Origin of the sequence: Polaribacter sp. Hel1_33_78, assembly GCF_900106075.1 — a bacterium.
Classification (GTDB): domain Bacteria; phylum Bacteroidota; class Bacteroidia; order Flavobacteriales; family Flavobacteriaceae; genus Polaribacter.
The window spans coordinates 2,053,509-2,076,965 of the sequence record NZ_LT629794.1; the positions used below are offsets into that span (position 1 = coordinate 2,053,509).

A 23,457-nucleotide genomic window follows, 5' to 3' on the forward strand; every position below is an offset into this window, starting at 1 on the left:
ATGCCTTATTGAAAATGAAAAATAAAAAAAATGGCTACAACCAATTTATCCATTTACGACAAAGCAACAATCCCAAATGCGAAAAATTTTCGATTTGGGATTGTTGTTTCAGAGTGGAATCCTGAAATAACACAAAATCTAAAAAAAGGTGCAATTGAAACGTTTTTAGATTGTGGAGCAATCCAGAAAAATATTGTTTCTTGGGATGTTCCGGGGAGTTTTGAGTTGATTTATGGTTGTAAAAAAATGATTCAATCTCAAAAAGTTGACGCTATTATCGCCATTGGAAATGTAATTCAAGGAGAAACAAAACATTTCGATTTTGTTTGTGAAGGAGTAACACAAGGAATTGTAGATTTAAATATCAAATTTGATATTCCTGTAATTTTCTGTGTTTTAACCGATAACACAAAACAACAATCTATAGATAGATCTGGAGGTAAGTTAGGCAATAAAGGTACAGAATGTGCTGTAGCAGCTATCAAAATGGCCGCAATTAAAAACCTAAATAGAACGTCAGAAAATATTGGTTTTTAATAAAAAAGCAATCTTATTCTTTTAAGAATACTTTTAACATCATTTCTTGATTCATTACTTTTTAATTATTTAAATTTGATTTATTCAAAATTGGTATAATACTTGATTTTTTTTTTAAAAATTAATATTTACCAATTATTTTCTAAAATTATGGGATTTTTAAAAAGAACAAATAAAAAATTTGATTACAAACCACGTTATTATAAGGGTGATGGCAGTCCTTACAAAATTGAACATAAATTAGATAAATTCAGAAAAACTGCAGGTAAAAACAAGGGGATAAAATCGAAATTTTCAGATGCCATCAATGAACTTAATAGTCCAAATAAAGGAGCTAACAAAACAATAATTTATATTGTTTTAGTCTTAGTTTTAATTTTTTTGTATATCATAGATTTTGATTTGTCTATATTCTTTTAAATATAATGTCAGATATTATTCAACTTTTACCAGATCATGTAGCGAATCAAATTGCTGCAGGAGAAGTAGTTCAAAGACCAGCTTCTGTAGTTAAAGAATTGCTAGAAAACGCTATTGATGCGGGTGCAACCAGTATAAAATTATTATTGAAGGATGCCGGTAAAACTTTAATTCAGGTTATAGATGATGGCAAAGGCATGAGTACTACTGATGCCAGAATGTCTTTTGAAAGACACGCTACTTCAAAAATTCAAAAAGCAGAAGATTTATTTAACCTTTGTACAAAAGGTTTTAGAGGAGAGGCTTTAGCCTCTATTGCTGCAATTGCCCATGTTGAATTAAAAACAAAACAAGAAAATGAAGAACTTGGAACCTTTATAAAAATTGAAGGAAGTAAAATTATTTCTCAAGACTTTATTTCTACCTCCAAAGGAACAAGTATTGCCGTAAAAAACTTGTTTTACAATATTCCGGCAAGAAGAAACTTTTTAAAATCAGATACTGTAGAAACACGTCATATTATAGATGAATTTCAAAGAGTAGCTTTAGCGCATCCAAGTATTGCTTTTTTAATGCACCATAACAATAATGAAGTTTACCATTTAAAAAGTAGTAATTTAAGAAAACGAATTGTAAGTGTTTTTGGTACTAAAATGAATGAAAAATTAGTTCCAATAAACGAACAAACTGATATTGTCTCTATTAATGGTTTTGTGGCAAAGCCAGAATTCTCGAAAAGAAAAAGAGGAGAGCAATTCTTTTTTGTAAATGACCGATTTATAAAAAGTTCTTACTTAAATCATGCTGTGGTAAATGCTTTTGATGGTTTACTCGAGCATGGCTCGCATCCCTCCTATTTTTTATACTTAACAGTGCCTGCAAATACAATTGACATTAACATTCATCCGACAAAAACGGAGATAAAATTTGATAATGAAAAAGCATTGTATGCGATGTTAAGAGCAACGGTAAAACACAGTTTAGGACAATACAATGTAGCACCTCTTTTAGATTTTAATAGAGATGCTAACTTAGACACACCTTACCATTTAAACACAAATACAGAATCTACAAAAACACCAATAATTTCAGTTGACCCAGATTTTAATCCTTTTAAGGAATTAGAACAAAAAGAAATACGATTTCCTTTCAAAAGAGAACAACAAACTGAAAGTTGGGAATCTTTATATACTTCTGTAGCAGTTACAGATGAAGAAAGACAATCGGAATTATTTGATAATCAACAAGAAATAAAAACACAAAAAACGTTTCAAATTCAGCGTAAATATTTGCTGAGTTCTATAAAATCTGGAGTTGTATTAATCAATCAATCATTAGCGCATCAGCGCATTTTATATGAAGATTTTTTAGAGAGCATTACTGTAAAAGAAGCCAATAGCCAACAATTATTATTTCCTGTAAAAATATCATTCTCATCGCAAGAAATAGAAATGATTTACACCATGAAAACTGAATTAGAAAATGCTGGTTTTTCTTTTGATGAATTCACAAAAAGTGATGTTACCATAAAAGGAATTCCTGTTTCTGTAACAGAAAGTAAGATTACTATTATTTTAGAAGAGTTATTAAGTGATATAGATTTAGAAGTCCCAGATGCAAGTTTTAGTCATTTTGATGTAATGGCAAAATCGTTTGCAAAAACATTGTCTATAAAAACAGGAACACAACTTTCTGAAAAAGAACAAGAAAGTTTAGTGAATAATTTATTTTCTTGTAAAGAACCTACAATTTCTCCGTTTGGAAAATCAACATTTAAAACACTGACTTTAAACGAAATAGATAATCTATTTAACAGTTAATATGAATAGACTTACAGACGCCATTAAACACCTAATTATAATCAATGTAATTTTATTTGTAGTACCACAATTACTGCAATTAGACTTAACAAATATATTGGCATTACATTTTCCGAAAAACGAGCATTTTGGATTTTGGCAATATATAACTCATATGTTTATGCATGGAAGTTTTCCACATATTTTGTTCAACATGTATGGTCTATACGCCTTTGGAACTCCTTTAGAACAAATATGGGGGAAGAATAAATTTATATTTTTTTATTTTTCTGCGGGTTTAGGAGCAGGAATCATCTATTCTTTGGTGAATTATTACCAATTTAATGGCGTTTATGAGCTTTTTATAAATGCAGGTTTAAATGATTCTGAAGTTTTATCTATCTTAAAATCAGGAAGTACAAATGACGTAAGAGTCATAAATGCAATTTCTCAAGAACAATTTAATAAAATAACTTCCTTATATAGTACACCTGCGGTAGGTGCTTCGGGAGCAGTTTATGGAGTTTTAGTGGCTTTTGGGCTGTATTTTAAAGACGCTAAACTAGCCTTACTGTTTTTCCCTGTTCCCATTGCAGCCAAGTATTTTATTCCGGTAATGATTTTAGGAGATTTATTCTTTGGAATGACAAAATATTCTGTTGGAAATATTGCTCATTTTGCGCACATTGGAGGAGCCTTAATAGGATTTATTATTGCTTGGCATTGGAAAAACAATCAATTTAAAGTGCGTCAATGAATTATATAAATAACTTAAAAAACCGTTTCAAAAATGGAAATATTGTAGAAAAATTAATCTACATAAATATTGCTATTTTTATTTTATCCTTACTTTTTAATGTTTTTCAAGGTTTGTACAAAGGGCAAACAAATTGGTTTGTAAATTGGTTTTCTTTAGATGATGATTACGACTCTCTATTAAAAAAACCATGGTCTATAATAACCTATGGTTTTTTACATGCAGATTTTATACACATCTTAATGAACTTAATTGTTCTGCACTTTATTGGTAATTTATTTATAGAATATTTCACTCAAAAATTATTACTTAATTTTTATATTATCGGTACTTTTTTTGGCGGACTTTTGTTTGTTTTTAGTCAAAATTATTTCCCTCTATTTGAAGGAAAATCATCTTTACTAGTCGGTGCTTCTGCAGGAATTTCTGCCATATTTATAGGGGTTGCAACGTACATACCAAATTATCAATTAAAGCTACGTTTTATAGGTTTTATAAAATTATGGCATTTAGCTGCCTTTTGGATTGGTTTAGATATTATTGGTTTAATTGGAAGTAATTCTGGTGGACATTTTGCCCATTTAGGAGGAAGTTTATTTGGTTTCTTATATGTTAAAAAAGCAAATAACAAAAAAACTGATTTCTTTAAACAATTTTTATCACTTTTTATAAGGAAGAAAACTCCTTTAAAAACAGTCCATAAATCTGCAAAAAAGAAAAGCAATTCATTAAAAAACACCGATATTACACAAAAACAGATAGATTCTATATTAGATAAAATAAGTAAATCTGGTTATGACACTTTAACAAAAACAGAAAAAGATTTTTTGTTTAGACAAGGAAAAAAATAATTTTTAAAAGTGAAGAAATTATCAGTTCTGAATAAAATAATATACTTGCTAAATTCGATTTTAGCGACAGTACTTTTGATCTCTTATTTACTACCTTTTATATCTCCAAAGAATATTCCTGCATTAGCAATTTTAAGTTTATTTGTTCCCACTTTAATTATTTTAAATTTATTTTTTATAATCTATTGGATACTTAAACTAAAAAAACACTTTATTATGTCGGCCTTTATTTTGGTTATTGGTTGGTTCTTTTCTAACACTCCGTATAAGTTTACCGAAAACAAATCTTCGTTAAATGATGATTTAAAAGTAATGAGCTATAACGTAAGAATGTTCAACCATTGGAAATGGATTGATGACCAAAACATCCCTGAAAAAATAAATGCATTTGTATCTGAAAAATCGCCAGATATTTTATTATTTCAAGAATATTATACTCTAGAAAAACAACTTTTTTTATATCCTTATAAGTACATAAAAACAAAGGACGAAAAAAATAAAATTGGTTTAGCCATTTATTCTAAATTCCCTATTATCCAAAAAGGTTCTTTAGATTTAAAAAACACTTCTAATAATATCATTTTTGCAGATATCGTAAGAAAGAAGGACACCATTAGAGTGTATAATTTGCACTTGCAATCTTTTGAATTAAACACTAGTCAAGAGAATTTCGGCCAAGAGAATTCAGAAAAACTAATTGAAAGATTAAAAAACCGTTTTAAAAAACAAGCAGAACAAACCGAAGTATTCACTGCTCATGAAAAACAATGGACGGGTAAAAAAGTTGTAGCTGGAGATTTTAATAATACGAGTTATTCTTGGGTTTACAATCAAATTTTAAAAGATAAAAAAGATAGTTTTATTGAAGCAGGAATCGGTTTTGGAAAATCATTTAATTACTGGCTTCCTATGAGAATCGATTTTATATTAACTGATAAAAATGCCATTGTGAATCAGTTTAGTTCATTTTCTGAAAAAAATTCTGACCACTTCCCTATTTTGGCCAGAATAAATTGGAAAATTTATTAATAACTTCTTTTTTCTATAATTTTATGAGCTTTACGTTCTATCTTTTTCTTTAACAAACTAGCCATTGCTAAAAAGAAACCTTTAAATTTTGCTGCTCTCAAAGCATAATGACTAAACTTTAAAAGTCTACCGAACTCTTTTTTAAGATCTTCATCATATTTTTTTAATGAAGATTCAGAAAAACCATCATTATTTAGACATCTTTCTATATTTTTTGCAGCAATAATACCAGACATCATTCCTGTACCAATACCTTCTTTGTAAAAAGCATTTGCCAAACCAGCGGCATCTCCAACTAACAAAAATCGATCTCCAGAAGTTTTGTAATTTCCAAAATGAAACGGAATAGACCATCCCCTCCAACTACCTACTTTAGTCGCATTGCTAAATTTATTTTTAACCTTTTTATGTGTTTTTATAATGCTCTGAATTTCGTCAACTAAATTAACTCCATATTTTTTAATATGATCTGCACGTCCACCCAAACTAATATTTACTTGTCCGTCTGATAAAGGAAAGATATAAAAAAATAAAAGCATTTTTTTATAAATTATACGAACTTCTGCAGCGTTTCCATCAGGAAGGTCTTTTACATCTTTAAAATACGCACTGATAAAAGTAGATGAAAATTTTTTATCTATTTTATTGATAGCCAACTTACTAGAAACAATAGATTTAACACCATCTGCACCCACTACAAATTTTGATACTATTTCTTTACCATTTTTTAATTTGACAAAAACACCTTCAGATTCTTCTCTAAGCTCTTTAACTCCACTTCCAAAATGTTGATTGGCATAAGTATCAGATAAATGACTTACCAAAAATTGATCAAAATCGATACGTTTAGCGTATGAAATAATCATATCTCTATCATCACTCTCCTTAAATTCTATATTAGATGTATTATTTATATGCAGGCTAATTTTTTTACTATGTATAAATTTTGGGTTTTTCAAAAAAGAGGTGAATAAATCTTCTCCTAAAAGCTTCATAGCCTTATAAGCATATAAGATTAAACCATCTCCACAAGTTTTATCTCGTGGAAAAGTTGATTTATCAATAATATAATGTGGAATTTTCAACTTTGTTAACATTAAAGAAGTCGCAGTTCCAGAAGGTCCTGCTCCGATAATGCAAACAGCTGTTTTTTCAATTTTATTCATAGCTATACAAATGCAATATAGAAAATATTTCTAACCTTCAACTCCATATTGTCGTTCTACTTTATAAAATCATATTTGGTGTTTTTTAGACCATTTTTCTCTCCCTAGACTTCTTACTTCTGTATGTTCTAAATTATTTTTCTAAATAACAATGTCATCCAATGTCTACCAATAAGAAACTTTAATCCCGGTTTCATTTCTTGCGGATTCTATTCCTAAATATCCTTTTTGATTTTTAGCTAGTTCTTCCATCCTTATTGACATTTCAAGATAGTCATGGGTATTATCTGCTAAAATAGTTGAGAAAATCACTGCATAAGAAAATAGCGTTAATTTGTCTTCAATCATAAAATTAATTCATATTTTGTTTCTAGTAATTTAATATCGTCATTTATAAACTGTTTTACAACTTTAAAATTATAACGTACTAAAATTTTAGCTGAGGCTATATTTTTGTTAACAACATACCCTACTATTTTCGGAATTCCTATTTGTTTGCAATGGTAAATTAGTCCTTCACAAATTTCAGAACCATAACCCTTTTTCCAATATTTCTCTAAAAAACGATATCCAATCTCATCATCTTCTCCATCTTTTACTAAAGCAACCGTTCCTATAAAATGAGTATCAAATTTTCTTTCAATGGCGTAAATCCAAAAATCATTATTAGATAAATTATACTTGTTAATAAGATCTGTTAATTCAACTAAATGCTCCTCAAATGTTTTTGTTTCACCATCAACAAACTGCATAACATTATCATTGCTTTGCATTTCGTGAAAAGCCTCTAAATCATCTAAAACGAGCTTCCTAACTAATAATCTTTCAGTTTCAAAAATCATGAATAAAATCGTATTTTTGTCATTGTTAAATGTACATGAATGATGGCAGATAAAAAAGTAGCTTTTTACACATTAGGTTGCAAATTGAATTTTTCGGAAACATCCACGATTGCAAGAAATTTTGTTAATGAAGGTTTTGACCGTGTTGATTTTGAAGAGAAAGCAGACATTTATGTAATTAATACATGTTCTGTAACGGATAATGCAGATAAACGTTTTAAATCGATTGTGAAAAATACATTAAAGAAAAATGACAATGCTTTTTTAATAGCTATTGGATGTTATGCCCAACTAAAACCAGAAGAATTAGCAGCTGTGGATGGTGTAGATTTGGTTTTAGGAGCCACTGAAAAATTCAATGTAACAAGTTATATTAACGATTTAACTAAAAATAATGTTGGCGAAGTCCATTCTTGTGAAATTTCTGATGCTGATTTTTATGTAGGTTCTTACTCTATTGGTGGCAGAACTCGTGCTTTTTTAAAAGTACAAGATGGTTGTGATTATAAATGTACGTATTGTACTATTCCCTTAGCGCGAGGAATTTCTAGAAGTGATACTTTAGAAAATGTAATTAGTAATGCTAAAGAAATTTCATCTAAAGGAATTAAAGAAATTGTTTTAACAGGTGTAAATATTGGTGATTATGGAAAAGGCGAATTTGGTAATAAAAAACACGAACATACTTTTTTAGAATTAGTTAAAGAGCTCGATACAATTGACGGTATTCATCGTTTACGGATTTCATCCATAGAGCCTAATTTATTAAAAAATGAAACCATAGATTTTGTTGCGAAATCAAATTCATTCGTTCCTCATTTTCATATTCCTCTGCAATCTGGAAGTGATGTATTACTTAAGAAAATGAAACGTAGATATCTGCGAAAAACATATACAAATAGGGTTGTTAGGATTAAAGAAGTAATGCCAAATGCTTGTATAGGTGTGGATGTTATTGTTGGTTTTCCTGGAGAAACTGATGAATTATTTTTAGAAACTTATAATTATTTAAACGAAATGGATATTTCGTATTTACACGTCTTTACCTACTCTGAAAGACCCAATACAGAAGCTGTAGATTTGGAAGGAGTTGTTCCAAAAAAAGTACGTGCAAAACGCAGCAAAATGTTACGAGGATTGTCTGCTAAAAAAAGACGTTCTTTTTATGAATCGCAGCTTGGGAATACATTAACAGTTTTGTTTGAAAACGAAAACAAAGAAGGTTATATAAACGGGTTTACAGAAAATTATGTAAAAGTAAAAGCACCTTGGAATCCTGAATTAATCAACACTTTGCATACAATTACACTAACTAAAATTGATGAAGATGGTTTGGTGAGATTTGATTTTGTAGAAGAAGCTGTAATTATCTAATTTGACAGTAAAACTGTATTTAAAACAAAACAAAGTACGTTTATATGGCTAAGATTCCTATCTACTTTATGCCTGGCTTAGCCGCTGGTCCAGAAATTTTTGAACACTTAAAATTATCTTCAGAAATTTATGAATTCTATTATTTAGAATGGATAGAACCTATAGATTTAGACGAATCTATTTTTAATTATGCACTGAGAATAACAAAAGATATTCAGCATATTAACCCTGTTTTAGTTGGTGTCTCTTTTGGAGGGATTTTAGTTCAAGAAGTAAGCAAACTTATAGCTACTAGAAAAGTAATTATTATTTCAAGTGTTAAAACACATCATGAACTTTCTAAAAGATTTAAAGTTTTAAGCATAAGCAAACTGTACAAAGCATTTCCTGCAAAATTTGTAAATAATTTTGAAGATTATGCAAAATTTTTCATTGGAAAATCCTTACAAAAAAGAGCCGTAATTTATCAGAAATATCTGTCTGTTAGAGGAACAAAGTATTTAAAATGGTCAATTCACAATGTTTTAAACTGGCAACAAGAAAGTAATTTAAAAAACATTGTTCATATTCACGGAACTAAAGACAACCTTTTTCCAATAAAACATATTAAAGACTCCATAAAAGTAGAAGGTGGTACTCATGTAATGATTTTAACAAAGGCAAAAGAAATATCAATAATCATTCATCAAAGTTTAACTTGTTAAAACTATTTCTATTAGTTACTTTTATAGTTGATTAAAAAAGGCATTTATCATGAATAAATCTTTACGTGTTTTATCTCTCTTAAGTATTGTTTGTATGACTATCTTATTTATGAATGCAATTCATAAATCTGATATCGATTCAATTACAAGCACACACAAAACTTATAAAATTAAAGCATTAAAGCTTCCTAGTAATTTGAATTTAGCTGGAGAAAGAGTACCTATAGAAAAACCAGATGTAAAAGAAAGAATGGACAGAGAATTGTTGGTAAATACCTATTGGCAATCTAATGGATTATTACTTTTAAAACGAGCTAATAAATATTTCCCTATACTAGAACCTTTATTAAGAAAGTATGGATTACCAGACGATTTTAAATTTTTGGCGTTAGCAGAAAGTGGTTTTAGTGATGAAACTTCTTCAGCTGGCGCGGCAGGAATTTGGCATTTTATGAAAGCTACTGGCAGAGAATATGGTTTGGAAATAAATAAAAATGTAGATGAAAGATATAATATTGAAAAATCTACAAAAGTAGCAGCAGAATATCTAAAAAATGCAAAAGATCGATTTGGATCTTGGACGCTTGCAGCGGCTGCATATAATGCTGGTAAATATGGAATTGCTAGAAGATTAGAAACACAAAAAGTTTCTACATATTATGATGCTAAATTAGCGAATGAAACTGAACGCTATGTATTCAGAATTTTGGCTTTAAAAGAAATTATTAAAAATCCAGAAAAATATGGTTTTGTTTTTGAAAAGGAAGACTTATATACAATTAAAAAAACCTACACTATAAAAGTAGATACTGCTATTAATAATATAGCTAGTTTTGCAAAAGGGTTTAATATTAATTACAAAGAATTAAAAATTCATAATCCTTGGTTAAGAGAAAATAAATTGAATAACAAAAGTAGAAAGGCATATAAAATTAAGATTCCAATAAAATAAGTTACTCAATTACATTTTTCACCCTTCCAACAAAACCTGATGCTAACAATACTTTAATTCCATGAGGATGATGAATGGACTTTGTTAAAAGTTTTGCAACTATACCTTTTGTTAATTCACCCGTTCTTTGATGTGATTTTTGAACAATTTCTACAAAGGAATCAATCTGTATATTCTTTCTTTGTCTACCATCAATCATAAATATATTTTTTTTATAAAATGAAAATAAAAAAGCCTATCAAATTTGATAGGCTTTTAGATAAAAAATTAACTAGTAATAGATATATATTATAATACTCTTACGTTTACTGCGTTTAATCCTTTTTTTCCATCTTGTAAGTCAAATTCAACTTCATCGTTTTCACGAATCTCGTCAACTAATCCTGACACATGCACAAAATGTTCTTTGTTTGATCCTTCTTCAGTGATAAATCCAAATCCTTTAGATTCATTGAAAAATTTTACGGTACCTTTATTCATTATAAAAAATTATTGTGTTGTTAATTTAGTTACTAACAACTTCTAGTGAGGTGCAAATATAATGCCAATAATCGAAAGATAAAATGAAATGTTTATTTTACTTTATCTTTTATCAATAATAAACAATATTTTTTAAAAATTAAAATAAAAAAAGCCTATCAAATATGATAGGCTTTTAGATAAAAAATTAACTAGTAATAGATATATATTATAATACTCTTACATTTACTGCGTTTAATCCTTTTCTTCCATCTTGTAAGTCAAATTCAACTTTATCGTTTTCACGAACTTCGTCAATTAAACCTGAAACATGTACAAAATGTTCTGTGTTTGTTCCTTCTTCAGTAATAAATCCAAATCCTTTAGACTCATTGAAAAATTTTACGGTACCTTCTTTCATTATAAAAAATTATTGTGCTGCTAAATTAATTAATAACAGCGTTTTATTAAAGTGCAAATATACACTATTACCTATAAAAAAACATAAATAATTTATTTATTTTAAAAAATCATAAATCACTATAAACCAATTCTTTAGATAAATTATACTCTTCAATAATTTCTTCTAAAACTATTTTTGCTGGTTTTATATTATGAATTAACCCCGCAATTTGACCAATTTCTAACTCTCCATCCTCTAAATCACCTTCAAACATTCCCTTTTTTGCTCTTGCTCTACCCAACAATTCCTTTAACTGATCTTTTGATGGATTTTGTTGATATAATTCTTGTACTTCTTGATAAAATTTATTTTTCAATAAACGAACAGGAGCTAGTTCTTTTAAAGTTAAATGTGTGTCTCCATCCTTTGCATCAATTATCATGTTTTTAAAATTTTGATGAGCAGAGGATTCTTCTGTGGCAACAAATCTACTTCCTATTTGAACTCCATCCGCACCTAAAACCATGGCAGCAAGCATTCCTTTACCAGAAGCAATTCCGCCTGCTGCTAATACAGGAATACCTACTTGCTCTTTTACCATAGGAATTAGCGTAAAAGTTGTAGTTTCTTCACGCCCATTATGTCCTCCAGCCTCAAAACCTTCGCAAACAACAGCATCGACTCCCGCTGCTTCTGCCTTTAAAGCAAACTTCACTGAACTTACGACATGAACAACAATAATGCCTTTTTCCTTTAAAAATGAAGTCCAAATTTTCGGGTTTCCAGCAGAAGTAAAAACTATCTTCACTCCTTCTTCAATAATGATATCCATAATTTTTTCAATATCAGGGTATAACATAGGTACATTTACGCCAAAAGATTTATTTGTTGCTTTTTTACATTTCTGAATATGTTCTCTTAATACCTCTGGATACATTGAACCTGCGCCTATTAAACCTAAACCACCCGCATTAGAAACAGCAGAGGCTAATTTCCATCCAGAAACCCAAATCATGCCTCCTTGCACGACTGGATACTTAATTTTAAAAAGAGCTGTAATTTTATTTATCATTATTCCTTTATCAACTTTATTATTTTATGTTGCTTTTCTTTTTGGATTTTAAGTAGATAAATCCCTTTTTCTAGACAAGAAATATCTATTCTATCTGAAGTAAATTTTGATTCTTCTAAAACCTTTTGACCAAGTATATTAAATATTTGAAAGGAATATTCATCCAATGAAATATTGTTTTTTGTGATTGCAAAGATTTTTTTTATCGGATTTGGAAAAATTTTAATATCAGAAAAAACATCCAAATCATTAATAGATAGCACCGTATTATATGCAGCTTCAAAGTCGGGAATTCCATACCCGTATTGATCTGTAGGATTATTAAATTTATCTGAAGAACTCCGAATTAAATTCATAATTTCAATATTTGTTTTGTTTGGAAAAGCCTGCCAAAAACAAGCTATAACTCCCGCCATGACTGGTGATGAAAAAGAAGTTCCGTTTGAAGATGATACGTTTCCTGATAAAAAATTAATGATACTAGTATTTTGACCTTGCGCTAAAACATCTGGTTTTATTCTATTATCTGCAGTTGGTCCAAAAGAACTAAAACTTGCAATATTTTCCTCAGCATTGACGGCTCCAATACTAAATACTGAGGCTACATCTGCTGGCGCTCCAATATATTTCCAAGAATCAGTACCACTATTTCCTGCTGCATTTACTAAAATCATTCCTCTAGAAGCTCCTATTTCCGCTCCTCTTGAAATAAAGGTAGTTTTCCCATCCATATCTGTATAGGAATGACTGTGATTAGGATTATCATAAGTGGTATATCCTAAAGAGGTATTAATAACATCAACACCTAAACTATCTGCTCTTTCCGCTGCTTCTACCCAAAGTGTTTCTTCTAACACTGTTTCCGATTCCGCAATTTCAGAAATAAATAAATAAAATTTTGCGTCTGGCGCTGTGCCTACGAATTCATTTTCTAAATAACCCGCAATTGTTGATAAAACATGTGTACCATGACTGTTTCTTGTATAATAATTTGTATTTCTATCAGCAAAATTATAGCCTCCTAAAATTTGATTATTATCTCTTAATCTTTGAAAAGCTGAGAGTGTATTTACATTTGGAAAACCGGCATCAATAACTGCTATTACTTGATCTTGTCCTGTAAATCCTTGTTGATGTAGATAATCACCTTTTAACATTTTAATTTGGTTATCGGCAGCTCCATAATCAAAATCAGTTAGCACTTGATTAAATTTATTGTAGTGGTCAGGAATTATTTTCTTTCCTTTTGTTTTTGCGCCAGTATTCAGCGATTTGTTAGCATATTCTATAGATTCTATAAAAGAAAATTTAGACAATAAAGCGTTAATTTGATTAACTGTACCCTGAACATGAATTGCATTCAACCATTTCGATTTTCCTAAAACAGCAATTGTAGCCTCATTTTTTAATTCACTATAATAAACGTTATGAATAGGAACATCTTTTTCATCTATCGGAAGATTAGTTTTCTCTCTTCTTTCTATAGAACGTTGCGATAACATTTGTAATGGATTTGCTAGAAAACTAGCAGCATTAGGTTTGTCTTTTATAAATACCCAAGCATCTTCTGTTTGAGAGAAAACGTGAACAGAAATAGTTGTAAATAAAAAAAAAAGTAAATTTTTCATCCAACTAAATTACTACTTTTTAATTTTATTTTTTAGATGAATTAAAAAATTACTCCAGAGCCCAAAAGTTCTTCATCTTTATACCAAGCCACAAATTGCCCCTCCTGAATTGAAGATTGCTTATTTTCAAATTCTACATACAAACCGGTTTCTACTTTGTACAAAGTAACATTTTCTAAAGGCTGTCTGTATCTAATTCTTGCTGATAACTCAATTTTTTCACCAACTTTTAGAATTAAATCTTTACGAATCCAATGCACTTCTTCATTCGAAACAAATAATACATTCCTGTAAATACCCGGATGATTTTTTCCTTCTCCTGTATAAATTATGTTTTCTGCAACATCAGTTTCTATAACATACAATGCTTCTTTTGTACCTCCAACATTTAGTCCTTTGCGTTGACCTTTTGTAAAATAGTGCGCCCCTTGATGCTTACCTACTAATTGTCCGTCTTCTTTTTTGTAAGAAAACTTTGTTGAAAAAAAGGCTAACTCCGCTTCTTTGTTTTCAAAAATTGGCGTTGACTTTGTGTATTGAGAAAAATCTACTGGAATAGTTACAATAGCACCTTCCCTTGGTTGTAATTTTTGTTGTAAAAACTCAGGCAATCTTACTTTACCAATAAAACACAAACCTTGAGAATCTTTCTTTTCAGCAGTAATTAAACCTGCTTCTTTAGCAATTACTCTTACTTCTGGCTTTGTTAATTCGCCAATTGGAAATAATGCTTTAGTTAATTGTTCTTGAGATAATTGACATAAAAAATACGATTGATCTTTATTCGTGTCTTTTCCTGCTAATAATTTATAAACAGGTTTTCCATGGATAATTTCTTCTCCTTTTCTACAATAATGACCAGTAGCCACATAATCTGCACCTAGATTTAAAGCAATATCCATAAAAACATCAAACTTTATCTCTCTGTTACACAGGACATCTGGATTTGGAGTTCTTCCTTTTGAATACTCGTCAAACATATAATCTACAATACGTTCTTTGTATTGCTCGCTTAAATCTACAACTTGAAAAGGAATCCCTAGTTTTTCTGCAACAATCATTGCATCATTACTATCTTCTAACCAAGGACATTCGTTAGAAATGGTTACAGCATCATCGTGCCAATTTTTCATAAAAAGCCCAATAACATCAAAACCTTGTTCTTTTAATAAATGTGCTGTAACACTAGAGTCAACACCACCAGAAAGACCAACAACTACTCTTTTCATTTTTTAATTTTGAGATCGCAAAGTTACAAATTTGATTAGGATTTATTGATTGAAAGAATTGATGTTATAATTGGTTTACATTATATTAAAACTATTGTCGTCTTTTTTTAATTATAATCAAATAGAAAAAGATAAAACGTCATTTTGAAACTTTTGAAACTTAGCAATCAATTCTCTTTTTGCTTCAAAAAATTAGATTTTTTTTTCTTTAAATCTTCATCCGAAGCAACTTCGCCATCTAAATAATACTCCCACTTTCCAATTCTTTTTCCTGCTAAGTATGAACCAGTCTCTTTTAAATTTCCGTTCAATTCAAAATATTTAGCAATACCATTTAGTTTTCCATTTTTATAATTAACACTTTCAATTAAAATTCCCTTGCTTGAAAATTTTTCAGAAGTTCCATTTTTAAAACCTTTTTTATAAAATGAAATTTCTGTCTCTTTTCCATTCGGATAATAGTTTATTAACTTTCCTTCTAACCTTCCCTCTTTATAAAATTCTTCAGACATTTTTTTACCGTCTTGAAAATAATATATCCAACGACCCACTCTATTTTTATGTAAAAAAGAACCTTTACTCTGTAATTTGCCATTTAGTGAATAAAACTTGACTACAACAACATCACTTTTTTTAGAATAGGATTTAATAATTACTGGAAATTGAGAGTTTGAATTGTCATAAAATTTAAAAACTCCAATTTCTTTTCCTTTTTCAAAAGCACCAGAATAACGTATTTTATTGTTGGGATAATATTTTCTCCAAACTCCTGTCCTTTGCTTACTTTTATCAAACTGATTAATTGCTTGAGCAATAGTATTCATACTTATAAAAAAACAAGTAAAAAAAGTAAATATAAAATTGAGTCTTTTTATCTTTATCATTGATATAACCTTTTTAGAGTAAATATACACTAATCGTATTAAAATGAGTGTGCTTTTTTTAACTGAACAATTTAATTCGATGGGACCTCCTAAAATATAAAACCGTCAAAAAGTTGCTAATATTATATTAGAAAATCAAAATTTGTTTAAAGATTTAGTCTCTCTAACTTTTGATATGGAAAATAAAGTTTCTATAAGAATAACCTGGATTTTAGAACGGATATGTACACATCATGATTTAGATGAGATGGTTCCTTATTTCAATGAATTCTCTGCACATATATCCACTTTAAAATTTGATAATGCAATTAGACCTTTTGCAAAAATTTGCGAACATTTAGCAACAGCTTTTTATTCATGTAAAGAAAATGAATTTAAAAAAGCATTAAAAGATTCTCAGATAGATGCCATTGTGACATGTGCATTTGATTGGTTCATTACTCCTCAAAAAATAGCTACTTGAGTTTATACAATTTATACTTTATATCTATTTGGATTGCAGAAAGATTGAATTCATCCTGAATTAAAACTGCTCATTGAAACTAAAATTATCCACGAGAGCGAAGGCACAAACGCGAGAGGAAAACAAGTACTGATTTTGATAGAAAAACATAAGGAATCTACTTTGTAAATCTGTTGAAATGCTTATTTTTGCATTTAACAACAGAACTGAACAATGAACTTAACTCAACTAAATGCTATTTCTCCAATTGATGGGCGTTACAGAAATAAAATATCAAAATTAGCCAACTATTTTTCTGAAGAAGCTTTAATAAAATACAGAGTTAGGGTAGAAATAGAATATTTTATAGCACTATGTGAAATTCCTTTGCCTCAATTAGCTGACTTTAATATTAATTTATTTGAAGATTTGCGTAAAATTTATACCGATTTCACAGCAGAAGATGCTCAAAAAATAAAAGATATTGAAAAAGTTACAAACCATGATGTAAAAGCGGTTGAATACTTTATAAAAGAAAAATTTGACATTTTAGGTTTACAAAAACATAAGGAATTTATTCATTTCGGATTAACTTCTCAAGATATAAATAATACTGCAATTCCGCTTTCTATAAAAGAAGTAATGAACGAAGTTTATGTGCCACAATATAATGAACTTCAAGAGCGATTACAAGAGTTAGTTATTGAATGGAAAGATATTTCTATGTTGGCAAGAACTCACGGTCAACCAGCATCTCCTACAAGATTAGGAAAAGAAATTGAAGTTTTTGTGGTTCGTTTAAAAGAGCAATTTAATTTATTAAACGACATCCCTAGTGCAGCTAAGTTTGGTGGCGCTACAGGAAATTTTAACGCACACAAGGTAGCTTACCCATCTATTGATTGGAAAGAATTTGGAGGTAAATTTGTACAAGAAAAACTAGGATTACATCATTCTTTTCCTACAACACAAATAGAACACTACGATCATTTAGCAGCTTTGTTTGATACTTTAAAACGTATTAATACAATTGTTTTAGATTTAGACAGAGATTTCTGGACGTATGTTTCTACAGATTATTTTAAACAAAAAATTAAGGCTGGTGAAGTAGGTTCTTCTGCAATGCCACATAAAGTAAACCCTATTGACTTTGAAAATTCTGAAGGTAATTTAGGTTTAGCAAATGCAATATTCGAGCATCTTTCTGCTAAATTACCAGTTTCTCGTTTACAACGTGATTTAACCGATAGTACTGTTTTAAGAAATGTTGGTGTCCCTTTTGGACATACAATTATTGCTTTTACATCAACATTAAAAGGTTTAAATAAATTGTTATTAAACAAACAGAAGTTTGAAGATGATTTAGAAAACAATTGGGCTGTTGTAGCAGAAGCTATTCAAACAATTTTAAGACGAGAATCCTACCCTAATCCTTATGAAGCACTAAAAGGGTTGACAAGAACAAATGAAAAAATAAATCAAAGTTCAATTGCAGATTTTATTGATACTTTAGAAGTTTCAACAGAAATAAAGTTAGAGTTAAAAGCAATTACCCCATCCAATTATACAGGAGTTTAATGAAAAAAGCAATCTATATCATCTTAGGCATTTTAACATTAGCATCATGTAAATCTGAATTTGAAGACAATTCAGATCGATTTAAAGTAGGTGTTTTTGAAATTCCTGCTGGTAAAGGTTTTGTAAAAGAAACTATTATCAGAAAAGATAGTATTCAAATTAGTAAACATGGAAATCATATAGATACTTTGTCAATAAAATGGAAAAATAATTTCTTTTACACCTTAAAATATATTAATCCAAAAACCACATTACAGAAAGATCCAATGTTTGTACAGATTAATAAAATTCATAAAGAATCTTATGATTTTACTGTTAAAATTGGCTTTTCAAAATTTAAAAAAAAAGCAACAATATATAAAGTAAAATAATATGGAAATATTTTTACATATAGATACTTGGGTTGCTCTGCTAACGCTTACTTTTCTAGAAATTATTCTGGGAATAGATAATATTATTTTTATTTCTATTTCAGCCAATAAATTACCTGAAAATCAGGTGAAAAAAGCGACATTATTAGGCTTAGGTTTGGCCATGGTTACAAGAATATTGCTTCTATTTAGTGTTTCTTATTTAATAGCCATGAAAAATCCATTTTTAACGCTGGATATTGGTTGGTTTAAAACTGGTTTAACAGGACAGAGTATTATTTTATTTTTAGGAGGTATTTTCTTATTATTCAAAAGCACCAAAGAAATAAGACAAAAAGTTGAAAACATAAATGAAGAACATGTTTTAAAATCACCTAAAATCATATCTTTTAAGAGTGTTATTGTACAAATAATTTTAATAGATATTGTTTTTTCTTTTGATAGTATTTTAACGGCTGTTGGTATGACAAATGGAATTGATGGTGCTTTAATTATTATGATAATAGCTGTAATTATCTCTATAATTATTATGATGATTTTCTCTAAGCCAATCAATAAATTCGTCAATAGAAATCCAACAATTCAAATGTTGGCATTGTCTTTTTTAATATTAATTGGGTTTATGTTAATTACAGAAGCCGCTCATTTATCTCATACAGCCTTTTTTAACAAAACTGTTGGTGCTATTCCAAAAGGATATTTGTATTTTGCGATCTCATTTTCTTTAGGTGTTGAAATGTTAAATTTAAGAATTAGAAAAAAAGAAAAATAAGATTAAAACGTTCAAAAAACATATAGGTATTTTTCTAATGGTAATATTTTTATTACCATTAACTATAAATTCTATTCACGATTTTTTAAATCATGAACACGCTGTTTGTAGTTCTAAAACAAATCAGCATATTCATAAAAAAGATATTGATTGTAGCTTACATCTTATAAAACAAAGTGTTTCTTTTTTAGCCTCAAATCATTATAAAATTCTTACCAAAACTGTCATTTCTAATGATGATAGTATACAATATAGTTTCTTAAAAAATCATTATCGATTATCGTTTTATTTAAGGGGACCTCCTCTTTATGTTCAAGCTTAAACTTTTTTTGAACATAAAAGACTAAAATGCAAAAACTATTTTTTTTGTGCGCACTTTTGTATTGCATAAGTGCAACTGCACAAGATTGTAACATCACTTTTAAAGGTAAAATTATCGATTTCCACGACAAAACACCAATATTTGGTGCATCAATTGTTGTACTTAATTTAAATAAGTATTCAACATCAAATATTGATGGTGAATACGAAATTAATAATTTATGTAAAGGAAAAATAATTCTAGAAATTAAACATATTTCCTGCGAAACAAAGCAAATTTCAATCGATATAGATAAAAGTATTGAAAGGGACATCTTTTTAGAACATCATTTAGAAGAATTAAATGAAGTTGTTGTAAAAACAAATATAAAAACGGAACAATCTAGTGTAGAACAATCTATCAAAAAGGCAGTAATAGAAGAATTTACTGATAAATCTTTAGGAGATGCGTTAAATAACATTAGTGGTGTTTCCTCACTAAATACTGGGAATTCTATTGTAAAACCAATGATTCATGGCTTACATAGTAGCAGGCTTTTAATTATTAACAACAATGTAAGGATGTATGACCAAGAATGGGGAGATGAACACGCACCAAATATAGATATTAACGCCAGTGATAGAATTGATGTTATAAAAGGGGCAAATACATTAAAATATGGCAGTGATGCTATAGGTGGATTAATCCTTCTAAGACCAAAAAGATACTCAGTTAAAGATAGTTTATTTGGTAGCACTTTAACATCATTTAATTCAAATGGTTTGGGTGGTAGTTTAAATTCTGAAATTATTAAAACCTACAAATCAGGGCTTTATACAAAATTTCAAATGAATTACAAACAATTTGGAGATTTTGAAGCAGCCAATTATAACCTAACCAATAGTGGCATAAAAAGCTTAAATGGTTCTGTTCAGTTTGGCTATAATAGTTTTGAAAAAGGTTTTGATGTCTATTATAGTTATGTAGATAACGAATTTGGTATATTAAAAGCGTCTCATATTGGTAACGTAAATGATTTAAAAAATGCTATAGATAGTCCACTACCAAGGGTTATTGAAGATTTTTCATATACTATAGATTTTCCAAAACAGTCTATAGCTCATCATTTAGCAAAAATTGAAGCTTACAAACGTTACAAGGGTTTTGGAAAATTAACTGTTCAGTACGATTTTCAAATCAACAGACGTAAAGAATTTGATTTACGAAGAGGTGATTTAAAAAATACACCTGTTATAGACTTGAGATTGTTTACCACAAGTCTTCAGCCTAATTTACAGATAGATTATTTCGATAACTTAAAAATAAATACAGGTTTGTTATTTCGTTATCAACAAAACGTAGCTTTTAGTACTGGTGTTAGAGCTTTAATCCCAGACTTTGATAAATATGAAGCTGGAATGTATGCTATTGCAAATTATAATTTGAATGAAGTTAGTAAATTAAGTGCAGGAATTCGTTATGACTTTTCAGCAATCAATGTAAGTAAAATATATAATCTTACAGATTGGAATGAAACTTATAATTATGATGAATTGTTTCCTGAGTTCGAAGTATCAATTGACAATACACGAATTCTAACAAATCCTGAATTTACATTCCACAATATTTCTGCAATTCTAGGGTATAGCAAACAGTTTGAAAAAAATATATCATTATTTACAAATTATGGTTTGGTTTCAAGAATGCCTAATCCATCAGAATTATTCAGTGATGGTTTGCATCATAGTGCTGCAAGGTTAGAATATGGCTTTTTAACGATGAAGAAAGAAGTTGCAAACAAATTTGTAATTTCTCTTGAAAAAAATAGCGATGATTTTGGGTTTACTATTAGTCCATATTATAAATATATTGATGATTTTATTCAACTAATTCCTTTTGGCATAGATAGAAATATCAGAGGTGCTTTTCCTGAATGGAAATACATTCAAGTTAATGCGCAAATTTTTGGCGTTGATATTGATGTAAATAAGAAAATTAGTAAAAACTTCAATTATCTAGGTAGTTTAAGTCTATTACAAGGAGATAATTTAACAGATGATATTCCTTTAATTCATATGCCTGCCGCTAATTTTAGTAATCGTTTGTCTTACGTAAATGATCATTTAAATCAATTAACAATTAGTTTAAGTAACAAAACTATTTTACAGCAAAATAGATTTCCAGATTACAATTTTTATACATACAATGCTACACTGCAAGAAGATGTTTTTATAGATATAAGTTCAACACCTCCTGCCTATTCGCTATTTAGTTTACACACATCAGCAGCGTTTAAGATTTTTAATGAAGGGAGTTTAAAATTAGAATTCAATATAGATAATGTGTTCAATGTATCTTACAGAGAACATTTAAATAGATTACGATATTTTACCGATGATTTAGGAAGAAACTATAACCTAAAACTTAAAATAAATTATTAAACAAACAATTATGAAAATTACAAATACATTAAAAATAACTCGATTACTAGCTATATTATTAATCTCTTTCTTAACATTTACAGCTTGTTCTGATGATGATGATCACGACCATGATGAAGGTACTGAAGAAGAACTAATTACTACAGTTAGATACACCTTAACCAATGGTAATAATATAGTTACGTTAACTTTTAGTGACCCTGATGGTGAAGGTGGAAATGATGGAACATATTCTATTTCTGGCGATTTAGATGAGAATCTAACGTATACAGGTCTGATTGAATTATTAAATGAAACAGAATCTCCGGCAGAGGATATTACTGAAGAAGTGAAAGATGAAGCAGATGAACATGAGTTTTTCTATACTTCTGATGTGTCTGGATTATCAATTACTAAAACTGATACAGATGGTAATGGTAACCCTTTAGGTGTTGAAACTTCTTTAACAACTGGTAGTGCAGGTTCAGGAACATTAACTGTTATCTTGAAGCATGAACCTACAAAGCCGAATAGTGGAAGCTCTGCAAGCGCTGGAGGAAGTACCGATGTAGAAGTAAGTTTTAATATTACAGTTCAGTAAAACTGAACTATTTTAAATGAAAAAGCAGCTATTTATTAGCTGCTTTTTCATTTAAATCAATTTAATTATTATAAATACTTTATATTAAATTCGTACTTTAAAAATTAACACTTAAAAAAGACACACATATATGTCTAAAAAGATAATTTTAAATGAAATTATTTTAGCTTACAGAAATGTAATTGAAGAACGATATCAATATGAAGTTTTAAAGAAAAAACATGATTTTCCTAAAACGATAAATGAGGAAATTGTAGGTGAAATAAAAGACTATTTCTTAATCTATGTATATCCTAATTTAGAAAAGAGAAAAGAATTAAACGAAGCGTTTGGCGCTTTAGATGATTTCATAAAACACCCAGAAAAGTTGTTAAATTTAGTTTTGGATTCTTTTCAATTGGTATTGAGGCAAGGAAGATATTTACCTAAAGTATTTAACGCAGGCTTAAAAGCAATGAAATCTTATCGGGGTGCAACCACATTTGAAAATGCCTTGGTTGTTATAGCTATCAATAAAAATATTGACCCTCCTTATACTACATCCAAAATAAATACTTTAATTAAACTTTTACCTTATAAAGAAATCGAAGGTTTCATGAATAATACAGAAACTTTCTTCAATATTATCCATGATAAAGAATTGGTTGCAAAAATTAAAGAAATCATTGCTTATTTAATTTCTAAAATGAAAATGAAACCTAAAATTTTTTCCAAAAAAGAAACTTTAGGTTTAGAATTAGCTCTAGAAACCATTACTAAAGGAGAACAAATGCTAAACAAACTCACCAAAAAAGATCAAGAAATTTTGATTGAATTCGTCTTGAAAATAGAAAAAGATAATTTGATAGAAATATTTTTAAAATAGA

The 23,457-nt window shown here is 28.9% G+C and carries 26 protein-coding genes; 16 read left to right on the forward strand and 10 right to left on the reverse strand.

All coding sequences use genetic code 11. The features are described 5' to 3' along the window. Nucleotides 1-30 precede the first annotated feature (30 nt). The 6 genes from ribH to BLT88_RS08870 all read left to right on the forward strand — a co-directional run bounded on the left by ribH (nucleotide 31) and on the right by BLT88_RS08870 (nucleotide 5,393). Entirely contained in the window at nucleotides 31-537 is a 507-nt protein-coding gene (ribH, locus tag BLT88_RS08845; RefSeq protein WP_091954257.1) for a 6,7-dimethyl-8-ribityllumazine synthase, read from the forward strand. Between the two features lie 150 nt (nucleotides 538-687). After that, nucleotides 688-957: a riboflavin synthase subunit beta gene (locus BLT88_RS08850; protein ID WP_091955744.1), complete on the forward strand. Its 270-nt coding sequence runs from the start codon at nucleotides 688-690 to the stop codon at nucleotides 955-957. 5 nt (nucleotides 958-962) lie between these two features. After that, nucleotides 963-2,777 (forward strand): DNA mismatch repair endonuclease MutL, encoded by a 1,815-nt coding sequence (gene mutL, locus BLT88_RS08855; RefSeq protein ID WP_091954259.1) that lies wholly within the window; start codon nucleotides 963-965, stop codon nucleotides 2,775-2,777. Nucleotide 2,778: 1 nt separating this feature from the next. Further along, complete coding sequence (locus BLT88_RS08860) at nucleotides 2,779-3,513, forward strand: rhomboid family intramembrane serine protease (RefSeq protein WP_091954260.1); 735 nt, start codon at nucleotides 2,779-2,781, stop codon at nucleotides 3,511-3,513. Continuing rightward, complete coding sequence (locus tag BLT88_RS08865) at nucleotides 3,510-4,364, forward strand: rhomboid family intramembrane serine protease (protein WP_091954261.1); 855 nt, start codon at nucleotides 3,510-3,512, stop codon at nucleotides 4,362-4,364. The genes BLT88_RS08860 and BLT88_RS08865 overlap by 4 nt, the downstream gene beginning before the upstream one ends. 216 nt (nucleotides 4,365-4,580) lie before the next feature. Continuing rightward, entirely contained in the window at nucleotides 4,581-5,393 is an 813-nt protein-coding gene (locus BLT88_RS08870) for an endonuclease/exonuclease/phosphatase family protein (RefSeq protein ID WP_231959957.1), read from the forward strand. Here BLT88_RS08870 and BLT88_RS08875 read toward each other — a convergent pair. From BLT88_RS08875 to BLT88_RS08885, 3 genes are all read right to left on the reverse strand, one after another. After that, entirely contained in the window at nucleotides 5,390-6,559 is a 1,170-nt protein-coding gene (locus tag BLT88_RS08875; protein ID WP_091954264.1) for an NAD(P)/FAD-dependent oxidoreductase, read from the reverse strand. The genes BLT88_RS08870 and BLT88_RS08875 overlap by 4 nt on opposite strands. 165 nt (nucleotides 6,560-6,724) lie before the next feature. Then, nucleotides 6,725-6,907, reverse strand: a complete 183-nt coding sequence (locus BLT88_RS08880) for an antibiotic biosynthesis monooxygenase (RefSeq protein ID WP_231959959.1) — start codon at nucleotides 6,905-6,907, stop codon at nucleotides 6,725-6,727. Then, nucleotides 6,904-7,401, reverse strand: a complete 498-nt coding sequence (locus tag BLT88_RS08885) for a GNAT family N-acetyltransferase (RefSeq protein ID WP_091954266.1) — start codon at nucleotides 7,399-7,401, stop codon at nucleotides 6,904-6,906. The genes BLT88_RS08880 and BLT88_RS08885 overlap by 4 nt, the downstream gene beginning before the upstream one ends. Before the next feature lie 39 nt (nucleotides 7,402-7,440). Between BLT88_RS08885 and mtaB the strand changes: the two genes are divergently transcribed. From mtaB to BLT88_RS08900, 3 genes are read left to right on the forward strand one after another with little or no spacing between them, the layout of a single operon-like run. Further along, nucleotides 7,441-8,775: a tRNA (N(6)-L-threonylcarbamoyladenosine(37)-C(2))-methylthiotransferase MtaB gene (mtaB, locus tag BLT88_RS08890; RefSeq protein ID WP_091954268.1), complete on the forward strand. Its 1,335-nt coding sequence runs from the start codon at nucleotides 7,441-7,443 to the stop codon at nucleotides 8,773-8,775. Between the two features lie 44 nt (nucleotides 8,776-8,819). Then, nucleotides 8,820-9,479 (forward strand): alpha/beta hydrolase, encoded by a 660-nt coding sequence (locus BLT88_RS08895; RefSeq protein ID WP_036786729.1) that lies wholly within the window; start codon nucleotides 8,820-8,822, stop codon nucleotides 9,477-9,479. A gap of 49 nt (nucleotides 9,480-9,528) precedes the next feature. Continuing rightward, nucleotides 9,529-10,431, forward strand: coding sequence for a lytic transglycosylase domain-containing protein (locus BLT88_RS08900; protein WP_091954269.1), 903 nt, complete (start codon nucleotides 9,529-9,531; stop codon nucleotides 10,429-10,431). Nucleotide 10,432: 1 nt separating this feature from the next. Here the strand turns inward: BLT88_RS08900 and BLT88_RS08905 are convergent, their stop codons facing one another. From BLT88_RS08905 to BLT88_RS08935, 7 genes are all read right to left on the reverse strand, one after another. Continuing rightward, nucleotides 10,433-10,630 (reverse strand): YwbE family protein, encoded by a 198-nt coding sequence (locus tag BLT88_RS08905; protein WP_091954271.1) that lies wholly within the window; start codon nucleotides 10,628-10,630, stop codon nucleotides 10,433-10,435. A gap of 89 nt (nucleotides 10,631-10,719) precedes the next feature. Then, nucleotides 10,720-10,911 carry a cold-shock protein gene (locus BLT88_RS08910; protein WP_036786735.1) on the reverse strand — a complete coding sequence of 64 codons (192 nt, stop codon included), beginning with the start codon at nucleotides 10,909-10,911 and terminating at the stop codon, nucleotides 10,720-10,722. A 208-nt stretch (nucleotides 10,912-11,119) separates the two neighbouring features. Then, a complete protein-coding gene (locus BLT88_RS08915; RefSeq protein ID WP_036786737.1) occupies nucleotides 11,120-11,311 on the reverse strand; it encodes a cold-shock protein in 192 nt (63 codons plus the stop codon). A 109-nt stretch (nucleotides 11,312-11,420) separates the two neighbouring features. Next, nucleotides 11,421-12,365 (reverse strand): nitronate monooxygenase family protein, encoded by a 945-nt coding sequence (locus BLT88_RS08920; protein WP_091954272.1) that lies wholly within the window; start codon nucleotides 12,363-12,365, stop codon nucleotides 11,421-11,423. Next, entirely contained in the window at nucleotides 12,365-13,993 is a 1,629-nt protein-coding gene (locus BLT88_RS08925) for a S8 family serine peptidase (RefSeq protein WP_091954274.1), read from the reverse strand. Before BLT88_RS08925 ends, BLT88_RS08920 begins: the two co-directional genes overlap by 1 nt. Nucleotides 13,994-14,034: 41 nt before the next feature. Further along, the gene (mnmA, locus tag BLT88_RS08930; RefSeq protein WP_036786741.1) at nucleotides 14,035-15,222 is read right to left on the reverse strand and encodes a tRNA 2-thiouridine(34) synthase MnmA; all 1,188 of its coding nucleotides are present in this window, start codon (nucleotides 15,220-15,222) and stop codon (nucleotides 14,035-14,037) included. Nucleotides 15,223-15,389: 167 nt separating this feature from the next. Further along, on the reverse strand, nucleotides 15,390-16,046 hold the full coding sequence (locus BLT88_RS08935; RefSeq protein WP_231959962.1) for a toxin-antitoxin system YwqK family antitoxin: 657 nt from the start codon (nucleotides 16,044-16,046) through the stop codon (nucleotides 15,390-15,392). 202 nt (nucleotides 16,047-16,248) lie between these two features. On the opposite strand from BLT88_RS08935, the gene BLT88_RS08940 reads away from it, so the two are divergent. The 7 genes from BLT88_RS08940 (at nucleotide 16,249) to BLT88_RS08975 (ending at nucleotide 23,456) form a co-directional block, all read left to right on the forward strand. Further along, the gene (locus BLT88_RS08940) at nucleotides 16,249-16,569 is read left to right on the forward strand and encodes a hypothetical protein (protein WP_172824288.1); all 321 of its coding nucleotides are present in this window, start codon (nucleotides 16,249-16,251) and stop codon (nucleotides 16,567-16,569) included. Between the two features lie 213 nt (nucleotides 16,570-16,782). After that, nucleotides 16,783-18,126 carry an adenylosuccinate lyase gene (gene purB / locus BLT88_RS08945; protein ID WP_091954278.1) on the forward strand — a complete coding sequence of 448 codons (1,344 nt, stop codon included), beginning with the start codon at nucleotides 16,783-16,785 and terminating at the stop codon, nucleotides 18,124-18,126. Next, the gene (locus tag BLT88_RS08950; protein WP_036786748.1) at nucleotides 18,126-18,497 is read left to right on the forward strand and encodes a hypothetical protein; all 372 of its coding nucleotides are present in this window, start codon (nucleotides 18,126-18,128) and stop codon (nucleotides 18,495-18,497) included. The genes purB and BLT88_RS08950 overlap by 1 nt, the downstream gene beginning before the upstream one ends. A 1-nt stretch (nucleotide 18,498) precedes the next feature. Further along, nucleotides 18,499-19,269, forward strand: coding sequence for a TerC family protein (locus tag BLT88_RS08955; RefSeq protein WP_091954280.1), 771 nt, complete (start codon nucleotides 18,499-18,501; stop codon nucleotides 19,267-19,269). Nucleotides 19,270-19,617: 348 nt separating this feature from the next. After that, entirely contained in the window at nucleotides 19,618-22,011 is a 2,394-nt protein-coding gene (locus tag BLT88_RS08965) for a TonB-dependent receptor (RefSeq protein ID WP_036786754.1), read from the forward strand. Between the two features lie 10 nt (nucleotides 22,012-22,021). Beyond that, entirely contained in the window at nucleotides 22,022-22,591 is a 570-nt protein-coding gene (locus BLT88_RS08970; RefSeq protein WP_036786755.1) for a hypothetical protein, read from the forward strand. Between the two features lie 130 nt (nucleotides 22,592-22,721). After that, nucleotides 22,722-23,456 carry a hypothetical protein gene (locus BLT88_RS08975; RefSeq protein WP_091954281.1) on the forward strand — a complete coding sequence of 245 codons (735 nt, stop codon included), beginning with the start codon at nucleotides 22,722-22,724 and terminating at the stop codon, nucleotides 23,454-23,456. The last annotated feature ends 1 nt before the right edge of the window (nucleotide 23,457 follow it).